Origin of the sequence: Actinacidiphila epipremni, from assembly GCF_012034175.1 — a bacterium.
GTDB classification, from domain to species: Bacteria; Actinomycetota; Actinomycetes; order Streptomycetales; family Streptomycetaceae; genus Actinacidiphila; species Actinacidiphila epipremni.
In genome coordinates this window covers 128,785-141,280 of the sequence record NZ_JAATEJ010000022.1, presented here as the reverse complement: position 1 = coordinate 141,280, position 12,496 = coordinate 128,785, and the positions used below count along the sequence as shown (strand labels likewise).

The following is a 12,496-nucleotide window of genomic DNA, read 5'->3' as shown; positions in this document are numbered from 1 at the left end:
GGGGGTCAGCGCCACCGGCGTCGGCCCTGCCGGCGGGGGGCGGGTTCAGCGCGCCGGCGCCGGCCCGCTGCTCTCCCGGGGCGTGAGCACCGGCGTGAGCAGGCTGACCTCCGCCGTGGGCTCGCCCTCCAGCCGGTTCATGACCAACGCGACCGCCTGCCGCCCCAGTTCGTTGGCCGGCCCGGTCACCGCGGTGAGCCGCGGCGAATACTGCTCGGCGAGCGGGTCCGGGCACAGCGCCACGACGGAGGCGTCCTCGGGCACCACCCGGCCGCTGGTGCGCAGCAGGCTCAGCAGCGGGCCGATCGCGCCCTCGTTCTGCACCACGAAGCCCGTCGTGTCGGGGCGGTCGGCGAGGATGCGGGACAGCGCGCCCGCGGTGCTCTCGTAACTGCCCTCGCACGGCCGGTGCAGCACCCGCAGGCCCCGCTCGGCGGCCCGTTCGCGGAAGCCGCTGAGGGTGCGCTCGGCGTATCCGGCGTGCCGCTGGTAGACGGCCGGCGCGTAGCCGATGAAGGCGATGTCCTGGTGGCCGAGGTCGGCCAGGTGCTCGGCGCACAGCGCGCCCGCGCCGGCGAAGTCGTGGTCCACGCAGGCCAGTCCGGTGGTGTCGGCGGGCAGCCCGATGAGGGCGGCGTGCGTGCCGGTCTCGCGCAGCACCGGGATGCGGGCGTCGTCGAGTTCGACGTCCATCAGGATCACCCCGTCGGCCAGGCCGCTCGCGGCGACCCGGCGCAGGCCCTCGGGGCCCTCGTCGTTGGTGATGAGCAGCACGTCGTAGCCGAAGCTGCGGGCCGCGACCGTCACGGAGATCGCGATCTCCATCATGATCGGCACATAGACGTCGGTGCGCAGCGGCACGACCAGCGCGATGATGTGCGAGCGCTTCCCGGCGAGCGCGCGGGCGCCGGCGTTGGGGTGGTAGCCCAGCTCGCTGATCGCCTGCTCGACCCGCTCCCTGGTGGGGGTGGAGATGGAGCGCTTGCCGCTGAGGACGTAGCTGACGGTGCTCGCGGAGACGCCCGCGTGCTTGGCCACCTCGGCCAAAGTCACCATGCTGGTGGACCCTTCGTGTCGTGCCGCTCGTGTACCGCGTGTGCTGCCGCGTCGAGTGCCGCTCGGATGCCGGGCGGGTGCCGGGCGTGTGCCGCTGCCCGGTCATGGTGTCGCCGTGGGGCCGGTCCCGTCACGCAGCGGGGGATGGGCGCGCGGGACCGGCCCTGTCTGGGGGAGGGCGGCTCAGCCCTTGATCGCGCCGGTGAGCATCCCCTTCGCGAAGTGCTTCTGCATGAACGGGAAGACGACGGTCACCGGCAGCAGCGTGAGGACGACGACGGCCATCTGGAGCGACAGCGGCGCCGTCTGCGAATGGCCCGCGACGCCGTAACCGCTGTTCACCTGGCCCGGCATGTTCATCCCCCGGTTCACGTACTCGTAGAGCACCATCTGCAGCGGCCACTTCTGGCTGTCGGCCGGCAGGTAGAGCATCGCGTTGAAGAAGGTGTTCCAGTAACCGACCGCGTAGAAAAGGGAGATGACCGCGGTCACCGCCCGCGAGGTCGGCAGCACCACCGACCACAGGATGCGCCACTCGTTGGCGCCGTCCATCCGGGCGGCGTCGATGAGCTCGCTCGCCGTGCCGGAGTAGAAACTGCGCAGCACAAGGATGTTGAAGACGCTCACCGCGCTCGGCAGGATCAGCGCCCAGTATTTCCCGAAGCCGCCCAGCCCGTTGACCACCAGGAAGGTCGGGATCAGGCCGCCGTTGACGAACATCGTCACGACCAGCACCAGCAGCAGGAACCGGTGGCCGAGCGACCGGGCGCGCGACAGCCCGTACGCGCACAGCACCGACACCGCCATCGAGACCGCCGTGCCCACGAGCGTGATGCCGGACGTGACCAGCAGCGCCCGCCGTACGGTCTCGTCGCGCAGCATCGTGGTGTACGCGTCCAGGGTCAGGCCGTCGGGCACGATGACCAGGCCGCCGGCCCGGTTGATCGCGCCGGGCGTGGAGAAGCTGGTGAGCACCACGCAGTAGAGCGGCAGCAGGATGAGCACCACCACGGCGCCCAGCGTCAGGCCCTTGGCGCCCTGGCCGGCGACGGTCGGCGGTTCCTCCCACGTGGGGCGGTCCGGGTGGCGCGGACGGCCGGCCACGCGCGCGGGGGGTGCGGTGAGAGTGGTCATTTCCGGTACAGTCCGTCCTCGCCGAAGCGGTGGGCCAGCTTGTTGGCGCCCCAGATCAGCAGCAGCGAGATCACGCTCTTGAAGATGCCGGCGGCGGCGCCGTAGCTGTAGTTCTGGGTCCCGATGCCGTAGTAGTACGAGAAGGTGTCGAGCACGTCGGCCGCGTCGTGGCCCACCGCGTAGCGCTGGATGAGCAGTTGCTCGAAGCCGACCGACAGCGTGTTGCCGAGCCGCAGCACGAGCATCAGCACGATGACGCTGCGCATGCCGGGCAGCGTGATGTGCCACATGCGCCGCCAGCGGCCCGCGCCGTCCGACGCGGCGGCCTCGTACAGATTCTGGTCGATGGCCGACAGCGCGGCGAGGAAGACGATGATGCCCCAGCCCGCGTCCTTCCACACCACCTGCGAGGTGACCAGCAGCGCGAAGGTGTGCGGGTCGGTCATCACGTCCCAGGTGCCCAACTGGTGCTCGCGCAGGAAGTGGTTGAGCAGTCCCGCGCCGCCGAGCATCTGCTGGAAGAGGGTCACCACCAGCACCCACGAGTAGAAGTGCGGCAGGAAGGTGATGGCCTGGATGACCGACCGGACACGGGAGTTGAGGACCGAGTTGAGCAGCAGCGCGAGCAGGATCGGGATCGGGAAGAAGAGCAGGAGCTGCACGGCGCTGATGTAGAGGGTGTTCTCCATCGCGTGCCAGAACAGCGGATCGCCGAACAGCTGGCGGAAGTTGGCGAAGCCCGCCCACTCGCTGCCGCGGATGCCGTCCAGCGGGTCGTAGAACTGGAAGGCGGTGACGGTGCCGACCATCGGCAGGTAGTTGAAGACCAGCAGCAGGCCGATCGCGGGCAGCGTCATGAGGATCAGCGACTTGTCGCGGCGCAACCGGATCCGCCAGGTGAGCCGGTTCCCGCCGCGGCCGGCCGCCGACCCGGCCCGCGCCCGCCGCCCGACCCGTGCCCGCCGCCCGACCCGTGCCGGCCGCCGCGGTCCGCCGACGCGCTCCTGGTCCTCGCCCTGCTCTTCCTCGCCCTGTTCTGCGACGGTCGACGCCATCGTCGTACCCCTTACTGGCCCGTGCCGAGCTTGTCCAGCACGTTCGCCTGGTACCACGCCACCAGCGCGTCACCGCCGCCGCTGCCCTTCCAGGTGCTCAGCGCGTCCTGGAAGGCGGAGACCGGCTTGATGCCGTGGTAGACGTCCTTGACGGTGTCCTCGACGGCCTGCCCGGCGTCCGCGGTGGCGTAGCGCTGCGGCACGGTGATGTTCATGTTCCAGAAGACCGGCTTGTACGCGTACGCCGCCGCGGCGGTGTTCCAGGCGCAGCGGTCCTTGGTGACGTCGGGGAAGTCGGGGTTGCTGATGACGTTGACGGGCGTGGCGAGGAAGGGGAAGGTCTGCGCCTGCACGTTGGCCAGGCCCGACTTGGTGGGCGTCGGGCCGCTCGCGCCGAGCGTGTAGTCGACGCCCTCGACGCCGAAGTTGATCAGCGCGTACTCGGCGGTGCCGTAGGGCGCGGCCAGGTAGTCGGCGATGCGCAGGCACTCCTCGATCTGCTCGGGCTTGAGCCGGGCGTTGAGGTAGCTGAACTCGCCCGCGGAGGCGCTGAGGAAAAGGCGCGGCGGCTTGCTGCCGTCGGCGGAGAAGGGCGTGAAGGAGGCCCGCCGGTAGTTCTTGTCGGCCGCGATGCCGGCCTGCGCGTCGGCGCCGTTCCAGGCGCCGGTGCCGTCCGCGGTGACGAGCACCTTGCCGGCGTAGAAGCGGGTCTTGGCGTCGTTGTTGTTGCCGGCGAGCGCGTCGGGGTGCACGTAACCGGACTTGGCCACCTTGTAGCACCAGTTGAGCGCCTCGATGAACTCCGGCTGCTCGTACTTGTGCACCAGCTTGCCGTCGGTGACGGCGAACTTCTCCGCGAAGTCGAAGACCTGGAAGATGTACGGCCACAGGTCGTCGAAGGCCCACACGTTGCCCTTGGCGTCGGTGAGTTCCTTGCCGAGGGCGAGCAGGTCGTCGCAGGACTTCACGTCGCCGGCGTCGATGCCCTTCGCGGCGAAGACGTCGCCCCGGTAGAAATACTGGCCCGGCAGGCCGAAGCCGGTGGCGAAGCTCGGTATGCCGTAGAGCTTGTCCTGCCACATGCCGGCCGCCCACGCGCCGCTCGGCAGGGCGGCGAGGTTGGGGTACTTCTTGGCCTTGTCGCCGGCCAGATACGGCGTGAGGTCGGCGAGTTGGGTGCCGCACAGCTCGCCGACCTTGAAGGTGGCGTTCCACCAGCCGGGCAGTTGCACCCAGTCGGGCAGCTTGCGGGCGGCGGTCAGCGTGGTGATGGTCGTGTCGTACGTGACGCCGTTGGCCGGCTTCATGGTGAGCGTGGCGCCCAGCGCCTTGTTCACGGCCTTGTAGAAGGGGTTGCCCGCCGCCGGGATCGTGCCCCACAGCGGGGTGAGGGTGGTGTACGAGCCGCCCGCGCCGGGGGTGCCCTGGACCGACTTCACGGGGCTCGCCGGGTACTTCAGGAAGCCCGGGTCGGTGACCGCGCCGGCCGCGCCGGTCGTCGAGGGGATGTCGGCCTGCACGGCGGTGCTCGGGACGTACGCCGGGAGCGCGGCGGCGGCGCCCTTCTTGGTGTTCGTGCCGCCCTTGCGCCGGGTGCTGCTGCCGCTGCCGCCACCGCCGCACGCGGCCAGCAGCGGGGACAGCGCGGTGGCTCCGGCGACGGCGACCGCGCCGTTCACGAGGGATCTGCGGTTCAACTCGATGCTCATGGTGGGGCGGCCCTTCGCCTGGGAGGTTCCGTGACGAGCGTCGTGCAAGGCAGGTGGGAGAAGTCCTGGGCGTCGCAGCGACGGGGGGATGCCGTCCGCATCGCAATCGAAGCGCTTCGACGTTGCGGCGAGAGTAACGACGGGCCTGGGGTTCGACAAGTGGTCGTGCGGAAAGTTTTCGGCGCGACGGGAGTTGGCGCTGGTGGCGGCATCATCCCTGCTCGCGGGCGGGAGTTGGGGCAGGTGGCGGGGCCCGGCCGACTCAACGATCTCCGCCGGCCGCATGGTTGACACGGGTCCGAGCGGCATGTCAGCGTCGAAGCGTTTCACCTCCCGGTGCGTGTCCCGCGTCCGGCGCCGGCCCGTCAATGCCGCACTTCGCAAGGGGTTTTCCGCTGTGAGTACCGTCTCCGTGCCCGCCGAGCTGCCCGCGGACCCACCCGAGGACCCGCCGGTGGACCCCGCCGTGCGGCACCTGCCCTTCCGCGACCCGGCGGTGCCGCTGCGGGAGCGCGTCGACGACCTGCTCGGGCGGCTCACGCTCCAGGAGCGGATCGCGATGCTGCACCAATACGGGCCCGCCGTCCCGCGGCTGGGCATCGCGCCCTTCCGCACCGGCACCGAGGCGCTGCACGGCGTCGCCTGGCTCGGCGCCGCGACGGTCTTCCCGCAGGCCGTCGGGCTCGGCGCCACCTGGGACGAGGAGCTGGTGCACGCGGTCGCCGCCGCCACCGGCACCGAACTGCGGGCCTTCCACCACCACAAGGCGCCCGCGGTCGGCGCCGGCCGGATCAGCCTCCAGGCGTGGGCGCCGGTGGTGAATTTGCTGCGCGACCCGCGGTGGGGCCGCAACGAGGAGGGCTACGCGGAGGATCCGCTGCTCTCGGCGCGGCTCGGCCACGCATATTGCCGCGGCCTGGCGGGCGACGACCCGGAGCGGCTGCGTACCGCGCCGATCCTCAAGCACTTCCTCGCCTACAACAACGAGGACGGCCGCACCACGACCTCCTCCGGCGTACGGCCGCGGGTGCTGCACGAGTACGACCTGGCGGCCTTCCGGTACGCGGTCGAGCAGGGCTCGGCGACCGGCGTCATGGCGGCGTACAACCTCGTCAACGGCCGTCCCTGCCACGTCAGTCCGCTGCTGGAGAGCGAGCTGCGGCGCTGGGCCGGGCCGGCCGGGCACGAGCTGTTCGTGGTGAGCGACGCCGAGGCGCCGTCCAACCTGGTCGACGACGAGCACTACTTCGACGACCACGCCGTCGCGCACGCGGCGGCGCTGCTCGCCGGGATCGACTCCTTCACCGACCACGGGGAGGATCCGTCGGTCACGGTCGGGCGCGTCACGCAGGCGGTGGAGCGCGGGCTGCTCACCGCGGCCGACGTGGACCGGGCGGTGCGGCGGCAGTTGGCGATCCGCTGCCGGCTCGGCGAGTTCGACCCGGACGGCGGGCCGTACGCGGGCACGCCGTGGGAGGTCGTCGGCTCGGCGGAGCACCGGGCGCTGGCGCTGCGGGCGGCGACGGAGTCGATCGTGCTGCTCAGGAACGCGCCGGGCTCCGCTGCGGGCCCGTTGCTGCCGCTGGACGCGGCCGGGCGGCGGATCGCGGTCGTCGGGCCGCTCGCGGACACGCTCTTCGAGGACTGGTACAGCGGCACCATGCCCTACCGGGTCACCGTCGCCGACGGATTGGGCGCGGCGGTCGCGGCGGCGGGAGGGACGACAGAGGTCGTCGAGGGCGTGGACCGCGTCACGCTGCGGGCCGGCTCGACCGGCGGCCTGCTCGCGGTCGCCGGGGACGAGGCGCGGCTCGCTGCTGTTGCCGGCGTCGAACAGGACGACCCCGCCGCGCAGTTCGACCTCTTCGACTGGGACCTCGGCGTACTCACCCTGCGCAATGTGCGCACCGGGCGCTACGCCGGGCTCGTCGACGAGGACGCCTCGCTCGCCGCCGACCGCGTCCAGCCCGCCGGCTGGGACGTGCACGAGACCTTCCGCCTCGAACCGCACGGCGGGGAGGGCGAGTTCGCGCTGCGGGCGGTGCACGGGGGCCGCTACGCGGTGGTGGACGCGGCGACCGGGGCGGTGTCCGTCACGGCCGAAAACGTGTCCGGCGCCGAGAAGTTCACGCTCGGCGTCGTCCGGGACGGGATCGCGCAGGCCGTCGCGGCGGCCTCGCGCGCGGACGCGGTCGTGCTGGTCGTCGGCAACGACCCGCACATCAACGGCCGTGAGACGCAGGACCGCGCGCACACCCGGCTCGCCCCCGGGCACGAGCGGCTGCTGCGCGAGGTCGTCGCCACCCGGCCCGAGACGGTGCTGGTCGTGATGAGCAGCTACCCCTACGCCGTGGACTGGGCCGACGAGCACGCGCCCGCGGTCGTGTGGACCTCGCACGGCGGCCAGGAGACCGGCGCCGCGCTCGCCGCGGTCCTGCTCGGCGCCGCGGACCCCGCCGGGCGGCTCCCGCAGACCTGGTACCGCGCGGACGACCCGCTGCCCGGCCGGCTCGACTACGACATCGTCAAGGCGGGCTGGACGTACCAATACCACCGGCCCGCCCCGCTCTACGCGTTCGGCCACGGCCTGTCCTACACGCGCTTCACGCTCTCCGAACTCGCCCTGTCGGAGCGGGATGTGACGCAGGACGGCACCTTCACCGCGACCGTGACCGTCGCCAACTGCGGCGAGCGGTACGGCACGGAGACCGTGCAGCTGTACGTACGGGCGGTCGCCGCGGCCACGTACGAGGCGCCGCTGCTGCGGCTGGCCGGCTACCGCAAGGTGCGGCTCGCGCCCGGGGAGTCCGCGGAGCTGGCCTTCACGCTGCGGGCCGGCGAGGCGCTGGCGCACTGGTCGGTGCGCGAAGGGGCATTCGCCGTCGAGCCCGGCGGCTACGAGGTGCTGGCCGGCCGGTCGGCGGCGGACCTGCCGCTGGGCGCACCGCTGGCGGTCACCGGCCCGGCACCCGCCCCGCGGCGGGCGGTCGGCCGCCGGCTGGGCGCGGCGGACTTCGACGACTGGGCGGGCGCGGAGCTGGTCGACGCCACGCGCTCCGCGGGCGACGCGGTGGCCCCGGCACCCGGCGCGGAGGGCGTCCTGCTCTACCGCTGCCTCGACCTCGCGGGCGCACGGGCGTTCACCGCGGAGGTGTCCCGTACGGCGGCGGGCGAGGCGGCGATCGAGGTGGCCGTCGCCGGCGAGCCGGTGGCGCGGCTGGACGTCCCCTCGACGGGCGGCCGTTACCGCTGGACGTCCCGCAGCGTGCCGCTGCCCGCCCTGCCCGGCGCGGTCCACGACGTTCGGCTCACCCTGCGGGGCGAACTGCGGCTGCGGGCCTTCACGTTCGAGGGCCCGGGCACGTCCGGGAAATAGGACCCGGCCGCGGGCGGTGCCTGGTGGGGGCGCCGCCCGCGACCGTCACATGTGCAGAGGTGAATCCGCGGCTAGATGAACCCCATCCGCATCGCATACGCCACCGCGTGCGAGCGGTTGCGCAGTTGGAGGCGGGTCGTCACGTCGTGCAGGATGTTCTTCACCGTCCGCTCCGAGAAGGACAGCGTGCGGGCGATCTCCGCGGTGTCCTTGCCGTCCGCGACCAGCCGCAGCACGTCCACCTCCCGGGCGGACAGGCCCGTGAAGGCCAGGCCGCGCGGGTCGAGGACCTGCCGCTGGAGCCGGCCGACCTGGTCCAGCAGCCGGCCCAGCAGGTCGGCCGGCACACTGCCCTCGCCGCGCGCGACCGCCGTGATCGTGTCGGCGAGCCGCTGCGCCGAGGCGTCGGCGCGCCGCACGACACCGACGACACCGCACTCCACCGCGGCGACGAGCCCGCTGTCGTCCAACTCCGTCGCCACCAGCACCGTTCGGCCCTCGCCGCCGCGCTGGAGGCGCCGCAGCACCTGCAGTTCGCTCTCCGCGACCCGGTCGGCCGCGAAGACGGACACCACACCGTCGACGCTCTCCCCGTCCTCCCCTTCGGCCAGCAGTCGCAGTTCGTGGCGGGTCCTGAGCTGGCCGGCCAGCCCCGCCTGGGTGATCGGGTCCTGCGCGGTCAGCCGTACGGGAATGCGCACGGCTCCGCTGCCCCCCTGGAATTGCATGGTGTTTCCCCCTTGCCCCGCCGGCCGGTCAAGCCGGGCATCCGGAACGCCCCTTCGCGTCACGGATCGCGCGACCAGTGAACACCCGTGCAGTCAGCGGGCACTTCACATGGACTCAACGGGCAGCGCAGCCTGCCCTCGGGGGTGTCCGCACGGTGCCGGTCACCGGTGGGCGCGGTCTCTACGGTCCTGCCATGACGACTTCCGCTCATCTGGACGCGGCCTCCGTACCGGTGCTCCCGGGGGAGCAGGCCAGAGTCGTCCTCGACGTGCGCAACAGCAGCTCCATCGTGGAGGCCTACACCTTCGAGGTGCTGGGCGCGCCCGCCGCGTGGACGGTGGTGGAGCCGCCGTCGCTGTCCCTCAACCCCGGCACCGCCGGGCAGGTCACCGTCGTCGTGAGCCCGCCGCGCGACTCCACCGTACCGCCCGGTGAACTGCCGCTGGCCGTCAGGGTGCTGCCGCAGGAGCTGGCGGAGTTCGCGACGGTGCCGGAGGGCACGCTGCGGATCCTGCCGTACGCGGAGGTCACGGCGGAGCTGTCGCCGCAGATGGCGCAGTCGCGCGGGCGGGCGCGCTACCAGGTCGCGGTCGACAACCGCGGCAACCACCCGCTGACGGTGGGCCTGCGCGGCACCGACCGCTCGCAGGCGCTGGCCTTCGGGCTGCCCAAGGCGCCGGTGACGGTGGAACCGGGCCGGGCGGCCTTCGTGCAGGTGCCGGTACGGGCGAAGAAGCGGCTGTGGCGCGGGGTCGCCGTCCCGCACGCCTTCCAGCTGACGGCGACGCCGGCCTCGCAGCAGGCGGTCGTCGAACCGGTGGTGCTGGACGGCACGTTCGTGCAGCAGCCGGTGATCGGCAGCACGCTGCTGCGTGCGGTGGCCGCGCTGGTGGCGATCGCGCTGGCCCTGGTCGCGATCTGGTACGGGCTGCTCAAGCCCGCGGTGCGCACCGCGGCGAAGGAGGCCGTCAAGGACCCGGTGGCGACGGCCGCTTCGCAGGCGGCGAGCGCCAACCAGAAGGCGGACGACGCGAAGAACGCGGCGAACGGCGCGGAGCAGGCGGCCAAGTCCGTCGGCGCGACGCCCTCCCCGATGAAGCCCGGCGAGGGCCCCGAGGCCCCGCCCAACGCCCTGCTCTTCTCCACCCGCCTGGCCGCCTCCGCCGCCGCCGGCTCCGACGGCACCGCCAACTACCCGGTCCCCCCGGGCAAGACCCTCCGCCTGACCGACCTCGTCCTGGAGAACCCCCAGGGCGACTCCGGCACCGTCACCATCGCCGTGGGCGGCAAGACCCTGCTGTCCCCGGCCCTGGAGAACTTCCGCGAGCAGGACTTCCACTGGGCCTCCGCGATCCTCGTCCCCGAGGGCGACAAGGTCACCATCACCCTGACCTGCCGCACCCCCGGCACCCCGCCCGGTTCCGGCGCCGCGACCCAGTGCGCCTCGGCGGCCCTGATCAGCGGGACGCTGGAGTAGCGCGGGGGCGGACCGGAGTAGGCCCGGGCGATGTTCGGCGGACGGGGCATGTTCACGCCACGGCCATCGGGGGGCATGATGCTGACGCACTGACCATTACCAGCCGGTAGGCAACGGGGCCGGCGGGACGATGACGACCGCGTCAGGAGAGATCGGCATGCCCTCTTACAGCAGGCGGCAGTTCGTCGCCGGAGCCGCCGCCGTGGCCGCAGGGGTCGGGCTCGCGGGGAGCCCGCGGGCGTCGGCCGCGGAGGTGGACCGGGCGCTCGGGACGAGCGCCGCGCGGGCCGTGCGGGTGGCGGGGACGACGCTGGAGCAGGTCGCGACGGCGAGCGGGACGGGGCCGTACCTGCGGCTGCAGTCCGGGCCCGGGTGGCCGCTCGTGGTGCGCACCGAGCTGGCCAAGGCCGGCGCCGGGCGCGACGACCGGCGCACCGCGCTCGCGTCCTTCGTGCAGTTCACCGACCTGCACCTGGCCGACACCGAGTCGCCCGTACGCTTCGAATACCTCGCCCAGTACATCGACTCCGCGCACCGCCCGCACGAGGCGCTGACCGTACGCGGCGCCGCCTCGCTCGTCGACCGGGTCAACTCGCTGCCCGGCGGCCCCTTCACCGGCGCCCCGTTCTCGCTCGTCATGGCCACCGGCGACAACACCGACAACCACGAGCTCGTCGAACTCGACTGGTACCTCACGGTGATGAGCGGCGGCGCCCTCACACCCAACACCGGTGACACCAGCCGCTACGAGGGCGTGCAGAACTCCGGCTCGGCGAGCTACTGGAACCCCGAGTCGTCCTTCCAGGACAACTACAAGGCAGCCGGCTTCCCGCAGGTCCCCGGCTTCCTGTCGGCCGCCGGGCGGCCCTTCACCGCGACCGGCCTGCACACCCCGTGGTACACCACCGTCGGCAACCACGACGACAGCATCGAGGGCACCCTGCCCGACCTCGGCCTGCTGAACTCCCTCTACACCGGCGGCAGCAAGATCGAGGGCGTCGACTCCGCGACCGCCGCGAAACTCGCCGACGCCATCCAGCACGACCCGGCGAGCGCCGTCCTGCTGCTCGCCCAACTCCTCACCTCCGGCGGCCCCGTACGCCACATCACCCCCGACGCCCGCCGCGCGCCCTTCACGCCCAAGCAGTTCGCCGCCGCGCACCTCAGCTCCGCGGTCACCGGCCCCGGTCCGTACGGCCACGGCTTCACGCAGGCCGCCGCCGACAGCGGCAAGCTCTACTACACCTTCCCGGTCGCCGAGGGCGTCCTCGGCATCAGCCTCGACACCACCAACCGGGCCGGCTGGGCGGACGGCTCGATCGGCACCGCCCAGCTGAAGTGGCTGGAGTCGGTGCTCCAGAGCTACAGCACGCACTGGTACGACACCAACGGCAACGTCGTACGGCGCGGCTCCCAGGACCAGTACGTGCTGGTCTTCAGCCACCACACCAGCACCACCATGGGCAACACGCTGCCCGACCCGTACAACCTCTTCGAGGCCCGGCACACCGGCGCGGAGCTGGTCAGCCTGCTGCAGCGCTACCCGAACGTGCTGGGCTGGGTCAACGGCCACACCCACGCCAACCAGATCACCCCGCACGCGCACGCCGTCGCCGAGCGGTCCTTCTGGGAGATCAACACCGCCTCGCACGTGGACTTCCCGCAGCACGCCCGGGTCATCGAGGTCGCCGACAACGGCGACGGGACGCTCTCGCTGTTCACCACCCTCATCGAGTCCGCCGCCCCCTACGCCACCGACTTCGGCGACACCTCCGAGCAGGGCCTGGCCGCCCTCTACCGCGAGCTGTCCCTCAACGACCCCTACGCGACGCCCGCTGCCAAGTTCGGCGCCGCCGCCGACCACAACACCGAGCTGTTGCTGGCCCGTCCGGGCGCCTGACCGGCCCGCCGCGGCGACCCGGCCGGGCGCGGTAGGCTCGCGCCCGGCTGGGGAGCCGGA

General features: G+C 72.6%; 8 protein-coding genes. 3 read left to right on the top strand and 5 right to left on the bottom strand.

The features are described from left to right. Window positions 1–45: 45 nt before the first annotated feature. The 4 genes from HCN08_RS24660 to HCN08_RS24645 all read right to left on the bottom strand — a co-directional run bounded on the left by HCN08_RS24660 (window position 46) and on the right by HCN08_RS24645 (window position 4,954). Entirely contained in the window at window positions 46–1,056 is a 1,011-nt protein-coding gene (locus HCN08_RS24660) for a LacI family DNA-binding transcriptional regulator (RefSeq protein WP_167985420.1), read from the bottom strand. Between the two features lie 183 nt (window positions 1,057–1,239). Continuing rightward, window positions 1,240–2,190 (bottom strand): carbohydrate ABC transporter permease, encoded by a 951-nt coding sequence (locus HCN08_RS24655; RefSeq protein WP_167985419.1) that lies wholly within the window; start codon window positions 2,188–2,190, stop codon window positions 1,240–1,242. After that, complete coding sequence (locus HCN08_RS24650) at window positions 2,187–3,245, bottom strand: ABC transporter permease (RefSeq protein ID WP_167985418.1); 1,059 nt, start codon at window positions 3,243–3,245, stop codon at window positions 2,187–2,189. The genes HCN08_RS24655 and HCN08_RS24650 overlap by 4 nt, the downstream gene beginning before the upstream one ends. An 11-nt stretch (window positions 3,246–3,256) precedes the next feature. Then, window positions 3,257–4,954 carry a type 2 periplasmic-binding domain-containing protein gene (locus tag HCN08_RS24645; RefSeq protein ID WP_167985417.1) on the bottom strand — a complete coding sequence of 566 codons (1,698 nt, stop codon included), beginning with the start codon at window positions 4,952–4,954 and terminating at the stop codon, window positions 3,257–3,259. A gap of 397 nt (window positions 4,955–5,351) precedes the next feature. Here HCN08_RS24645 and HCN08_RS24640 point away from each other — a divergent pair, with 397 nt between their 5' ends. After that, on the top strand, window positions 5,352–8,330 hold the full coding sequence (locus HCN08_RS24640; protein WP_322974657.1) for a glycoside hydrolase family 3 C-terminal domain-containing protein: 2,979 nt from the start codon (window positions 5,352–5,354) through the stop codon (window positions 8,328–8,330). A 71-nt stretch (window positions 8,331–8,401) separates the two neighbouring features. Here the strand turns inward: HCN08_RS24640 and HCN08_RS24635 are convergent, their stop codons facing one another. After that, window positions 8,402–9,058: a helix-turn-helix transcriptional regulator gene (locus tag HCN08_RS24635; RefSeq protein WP_167985415.1), complete on the bottom strand. Its 657-nt coding sequence runs from the start codon at window positions 9,056–9,058 to the stop codon at window positions 8,402–8,404. A 194-nt stretch (window positions 9,059–9,252) separates the two neighbouring features. Here HCN08_RS24635 and HCN08_RS24630 point away from each other — a divergent pair, with 194 nt between their 5' ends. Both HCN08_RS24630 and HCN08_RS24625 read left to right on the top strand, forming a co-directional pair. Beyond that, window positions 9,253–10,536, top strand: a complete 1,284-nt coding sequence (locus HCN08_RS24630; RefSeq protein ID WP_167985414.1) for a COG1470 family protein — start codon at window positions 9,253–9,255, stop codon at window positions 10,534–10,536. A gap of 157 nt (window positions 10,537–10,693) precedes the next feature. Further along, complete coding sequence (locus tag HCN08_RS24625; RefSeq protein ID WP_167985413.1) at window positions 10,694–12,436, top strand: TIGR03767 family metallophosphoesterase; 1,743 nt, start codon at window positions 10,694–10,696, stop codon at window positions 12,434–12,436. Window positions 12,437–12,496 lie beyond the last annotated feature (60 nt).

Excerpts from the sequence above, each read along its gene's own strand:
- HCN08_RS24625 (WP_167985413.1), top strand. The coding sequence starts at position 10,694 with ATGCCCTCTTACAGCAGGCGGCAGTTCGTCGCCGGAGCCGCCGCCGTG.
- HCN08_RS24650 (WP_167985418.1), bottom strand. The coding sequence starts at position 3,245 with ATGGCGTCGACCGTCGCAGAACAGGGCGAGGAAGAGCAGGGCGAGGAC.
- HCN08_RS24630 (WP_167985414.1), top strand. The coding sequence starts at position 9,253 with ATGACGACTTCCGCTCATCTGGACGCGGCCTCCGTACCGGTGCTCCCG.
- HCN08_RS24660 (WP_167985420.1), bottom strand. The coding sequence starts at position 1,056 with ATGGTGACTTTGGCCGAGGTGGCCAAGCACGCGGGCGTCTCCGCGAGC.
- HCN08_RS24655 (WP_167985419.1), bottom strand. The coding sequence starts at position 2,190 with ATGACCACTCTCACCGCACCCCCCGCGCGCGTGGCCGGCCGTCCGCGC.
- HCN08_RS24645 (WP_167985417.1), bottom strand. The coding sequence starts at position 4,954 with ATGAGCATCGAGTTGAACCGCAGATCCCTCGTGAACGGCGCGGTCGCC.
- HCN08_RS24635 (WP_167985415.1), bottom strand. The coding sequence starts at position 9,058 with ATGCAATTCCAGGGGGGCAGCGGAGCCGTGCGCATTCCCGTACGGCTG.